The 4,409-nt window shown below is 63.6% G+C and carries 5 protein-coding genes; all 5 read right to left on the bottom strand.

All coding sequences use genetic code 11. The features are described from left to right. Window positions 1–211: 211 nt before the first annotated feature. The gene (locus HCZ87_RS19960) at window positions 212–664 is read right to left on the bottom strand and encodes a paraquat-inducible protein A (RefSeq protein ID WP_167646759.1); all 453 of its coding nucleotides are present in this window, start codon (window positions 662–664) and stop codon (window positions 212–214) included. A 315-nt stretch (window positions 665–979) separates the two neighbouring features. Further along, window positions 980–1,738, bottom strand: a complete 759-nt coding sequence (locus HCZ87_RS19955) for an ABC transporter ATP-binding protein (protein ID WP_167646761.1) — start codon at window positions 1,736–1,738, stop codon at window positions 980–982. An 8-nt stretch (window positions 1,739–1,746) separates the two neighbouring features. Then, complete coding sequence (locus tag HCZ87_RS19950) at window positions 1,747–2,529, bottom strand: ABC transporter permease (protein ID WP_167646757.1); 783 nt, start codon at window positions 2,527–2,529, stop codon at window positions 1,747–1,749. Then, the gene (alr, locus tag HCZ87_RS19945) at window positions 2,526–3,563 is read right to left on the bottom strand and encodes an alanine racemase (protein ID WP_167646755.1); all 1,038 of its coding nucleotides are present in this window, start codon (window positions 3,561–3,563) and stop codon (window positions 2,526–2,528) included. Before alr ends, HCZ87_RS19950 begins: the two co-directional genes overlap by 4 nt. A 114-nt stretch (window positions 3,564–3,677) precedes the next feature. Then, a partial coding sequence (locus tag HCZ87_RS19940; RefSeq protein ID WP_167646753.1) for a substrate-binding domain-containing protein occupies window positions 3,678–4,409 on the bottom strand: 732 nt, incomplete at its 5' end.

Genomic DNA, 4,409 nt, shown 5'->3' with positions numbered 1-4,409 from the left:
CCAGAAAGGGGCGCCCTCCCGCCAGTCGGGCGATCATCCAGAGATGATCTGCTCCTGTTGGGCCGCGCGCCGCTGCGCGGCGCAAGAGAAGGGCTTGCTGAGAAGCGGTTCAGGGGCAGGTCTGCCCTGAACGCGCCGGGGCAAGTGTTCTCCGAGTCGTCATCGCCTCAATGATCTGCGACCGCGCGGCGCGCGGCGGCCCGTTGGGCCGTCATTGACCCACTGCCGACTCGGGGCAGCGTTTGGTCAGGATCGACAGGACGATGGAGGCCAGAATGCAGGCGGTGAAGAGGTAGAGCCCCCAGGCGACCTCGATGGTGGCATAGCCGATCCCCTTGGCGAGCGTGATATAGAGGGCGATCAGAAACACATCCGCCATGGCGAGTTTGCCGAGGATATCGAGCGCGGGCAGGGTGCGGCGATCCAGCAGGTGGAACTGCACCAGGAGCAGGCCGACGGTTTTCAGATAGGGCGCAAACAGCGCAAAGGCGGTGACGATCAGCGCCAGCGCGATGTCACTGTCCCAAAGGCTTTGCAGGCCGGTGATGACGGAGATTTCGCTGAGGCCAAAGATCGGCAGCAACCCCGCCCGCATCAGGGGCGCAAACCACGCAACAGGGTAGAGGACCAGCAGCGACAGGGTGGCGAGGCGGAGGAACGGCATCCTACGTCGTGGTATGGCGGAGACGCGAAATACCGAGCTTCACGCGCCATAGGAAAACGCAGTTCAGAGCGGACAAAGCGATTGTGAGTGCAGCCACTAGGCTCCAATTCAGGCTCATGGACGCACTCGCGAAGGACAGGCCGCGAAAGGACAACAGGCAAAGAAACAGCGCGCCCATTAGGCGAAAGCTAGCCTTGCGATAGAAGTTCCTGCGAAGGAGTGGCGCGTTAAGCGCTGGTCCTTTGGCAACCTCCAACCACGCTGCGATTATGAAAAACAGCACGGATGCGCCCGAGATGATTGTTCCTGCCAGCATTACCGCACCGCCTCTATCGGCCCCTCCGCGCTGCCGGAGATGAATTGTTCCACATAGGGATCGCCGCTGTCGTCCATCTGGCTGACCGGGCCGGTCCAGCGGATCTTGCCGCCGTGCAGCATGGCGACGTTGTCGGCAATCGCCCGCACCGAGGTCATGTCGTGGGTGATGGTCATCGCGGTCGCGCCCATCTCCACCACGATCTCGCGGATCAGATCGTTGATGACGCCGGACATGATCGGGTCCAGACCGGTGGTGGGTTCGTCAAAAAAGATGATCTCGGGCTCGGCGGCGATGGCGCGCGCAAGGCCGACGCGTTTCTGCATGCCGCCCGAAAGCTCGGCGGGCAGGCGGTCGGCGACGTCGGATTTCAGGCCAACACGGCGCAATTTTTCAATGGCGATCTCGCGGGCCTCGTCGCGGGGGCGCGCCAGACGGCCGCGCAGCAGGCGGAAGGCGACGTTTTGCCAGACCGGCAGGCTGTCAAACAGCGCCGCGCCCTGAAACAACATGCCAAAACGCGCCAGAAAGGCGTCGCGGTCGCGCTGACCGGAGAGGCGCCCGACAGACTGGCCATCAACGCGGATCTCGCCCGCGTCGGGTTCGATCAGCCCGAGGATGCATTTCAGCGCCACCGATTTGCCGGTGCCGGAACCGCCGATGATCACCAGCGAGGAGCCCTTGGCGACCTCCAGATCAACTCCGCGCAGCACCTCATTGCTGCCAAAGGCCTTTTGGACCTGTTTCATCTCGATCATGGGATGGGTCATAGCGAGAAAAACACCCCTGTGAGCACGAAGTTGGCGGCCAGGATCATCACTGCGGCGGCCTCGACCGAGCCTTTGGTCGCGCGGCCCACGCCCTGCGCGCCACGACCCGACTGCATGCCGTAGTAACAGCCCATCACGGCCGCGATGGTGCCAAAGACGGCGCCCTTGGCAAGCGAGGAGATGATGTCGCGCAGCTCCAGGAAATCGACCGTGTTCTTGAGATAGGCGGCGGCGTTGAAATCCAGCGTCTTGGTCGCCACCGTATAGCCGCCCAGAATGCCGATGATATCGCCGATGCCGACCAGCACCGGCACCGTCAGCAGCGCTGCCAGCACGCGGGGCGCTACGAGGTATTTCATCGGATTGGTGGAGAGCGTCACCAGTGCGTCGATCTGCTCGGTCACCTTCATGGTGGCGATTTCCGCCGCGATCGAGGAGGTCACCCTCGCCGCGATCATCAGCCCCACCAGCACCGGGCCGAGTTCACGCACCATGCCGATGGCGACGATCTGCGGCACCACCGCCTCGGCGTTGAAGCGCGCGCCGCCGGCGTAGATCTGCAAGGCCAGCGCGCCGCCGGTGAACACCGCGGTCAGCGCCACCACCGGCAGGCTCAGCCAGCCGATGTTCAACAGCGCCACCGCCAATTCACGCGGGTAATAGGGCGGGCGGATCATGTGGCTGAAGGCGGAGGCGGCGAAACGGCTGATCCGCCCCAGCGCTGCCAGCCGTCCCAGAGAGGTGCGGCCAATCAGGCCCAGGGCGGTGATTGGGGTCATGCAGTATAGGTCCGTGCGTAGCGATTGCCGAGCGAGGTCAGAACCTCATAGCCGATGGTATCGGCGGCCTTGGCCAGAACATCGACGGTCTGCACCTCGTTGATCAGGCTCAGGGTTTCGGGCACCTCGTCCAGATCGGTGACATCCACGGTGATCAGATCCATCGAGATCCGTCCGACCACGGGGCAGGGGGTAGAGCCGGCATAGGCCATGATGCCCTGCCGCTGAAAGGCGCGATGCAGCCCGTCGGCATAGCCCGCCGCGATGGTGGCGATTCGGCTGTCACGTTGGGCGACCCAGCTGTTGCCATAGCCGACACTCTCACGCTGCGCGATCTCGCGGGTCTGGATCACCGGCACCTCCAGCTCGATCACGGGCAGGGCATTGTCATAGGGTGCACCGCCATAAAGGCCGATGCCGGGGCGGCAGAGGTCGAAGTGATAGTCCCGACCGAGCAAGAGCCCGCCGGTGGCGGAGAGCGAGCGCGGGATATTCAGCCCCTCGGTCATGTCGGTGAAATTCTTCAGCTGATAGGGGCTCATGCCATGGCCGGGCTCGTCGGCGCAGGCCAGATGCGACATCAACAGGACCGGGTTCTGGGCCAGGGCAATGTCACGCACGGCAAACCATTCGGCGGCCTCCATGCCCAAACGGTTCATGCCGCTGTCCAGCTGCACCCCAAAGGGATGGCCAGGCAGGCTCTCGAAATGGCGCAGCATCTGGTCGAGCGAGTTCAGCATCGGCGTCAGCTGGAAGTCGCGCAGCAGTTTGGTGTCGCCTTCCATATGGCCGGAAAACACCGAGATCCCCGGTCCGGGGCCAAGCGCGCGCCGCAGCGCGATGCCTTCCTCGGCCACCGCCACAAAGAAGTTTCTCGCCCCAGCCTGCGCCAGCGTCTTGCCGACGCGGCCCGCATCGAGACCATAGCCATTGGCCTTGACCACGGCGGCGGTCTCGCAGCCGGTCTTGGCATCCAGATTACGCCAGTTGATCGCCAGCGCATCGAGGTTGATTTTTAAACGTGCCGTACTCATGAGATGTACATGACATGGGCGTCGCGAGGGTCAAGTGGGAAACCGCATTTCCTGCGCGAATGAGCGGGTTTGGACACGCGGGCGGGGGATATGCGGGTGGCGCGGGCAGGTCAGCTAGGTCAATGTCGCGCCGATACGGGTCACCATGTCCAGCATCATCTGCGCGCTATCGGAAAGCGGCATGCCCTTGCGGTAGATCACCCCAAGCGGCATCTTTGGCGGCAGCTCCGGGACCTCGATCACCTTCAGGCCAAGCGGGCGCAGCTGTCGTTCATATAGGGGGGCGGGGCAGAGGGTGACCAGATCAATGGATGCGTTCAAGATCGAGATCATATAGGGCGAGGTCCATTCCAGCGGCGGCTGTGCAAGGGTCACGCCCCGTCGTGCCAGCCATTGCAGCACATAGATATCGTTGCCACCCTCGGAGGGATTGATCGCCCAGCGATGCTGCGCCAGCTCCTGCCAGCTCAGTTTTGTGCCGATGCTCGACTCGCCGCGCGTGATCGGGATGATGGGCAACACGTTGATCTGGTGAAAGCCCAGCTCCGGCGGCAGTTCAAGCGGTTGCGCAAAGGCCACCGCGAAATCAAGTGTTCCCTCCAGCAATTGCCGCACGACCGATGACAGCATGTCGGAATTCAGCCGAAGCACACCATCCGGGTAGATCCGGTAGAATTCGTTGACCAGGCGCGGCAGGTTGGCCGCCGCCATCACCGGGGTGACAGAGATATTGACCCGCGCGTTGCCCTGACCGGTCAACTGCTTCACCTCTTCGGTGGCACGATTGATCGTAGCCAGCGCGAGGCGGGCATGGGCCAGCAGCGCCGCGCCGGCACGGGTGAAGCC

It is taken from the genome of Phaeobacter sp. HF9A (genome assembly GCF_011806385.1).
Taxonomy (GTDB): Bacteria; Pseudomonadota; Alphaproteobacteria; order Rhodobacterales; family Rhodobacteraceae; genus Epibacterium.
The sequence above is the reverse complement of the archived record's forward strand: the minus strand, read 5'-3'. Positions and strand labels throughout refer to the sequence as shown.

What these genes read in the sequence shown, in the direction of transcription:
- HCZ87_RS19955 (WP_167646761.1), bottom strand. Translation starts at nt 1,738, where the DNA reads ATGATCGAGATGAAACAGGTCCAAAAGGCCTTTGGCAGCAATGAGGTG.
- alr (WP_167646755.1), bottom strand. Translation starts at nt 3,563, where the DNA reads ATGAGTACGGCACGTTTAAAAATCAACCTCGATGCGCTGGCGATCAAC.
- HCZ87_RS19950 (WP_167646757.1), bottom strand. Translation starts at nt 2,529, where the DNA reads ATGACCCCAATCACCGCCCTGGGCCTGATTGGCCGCACCTCTCTGGGA.
- HCZ87_RS19960 (WP_167646759.1), bottom strand. Translation starts at nt 664, where the DNA reads ATGCCGTTCCTCCGCCTCGCCACCCTGTCGCTGCTGGTCCTCTACCCT.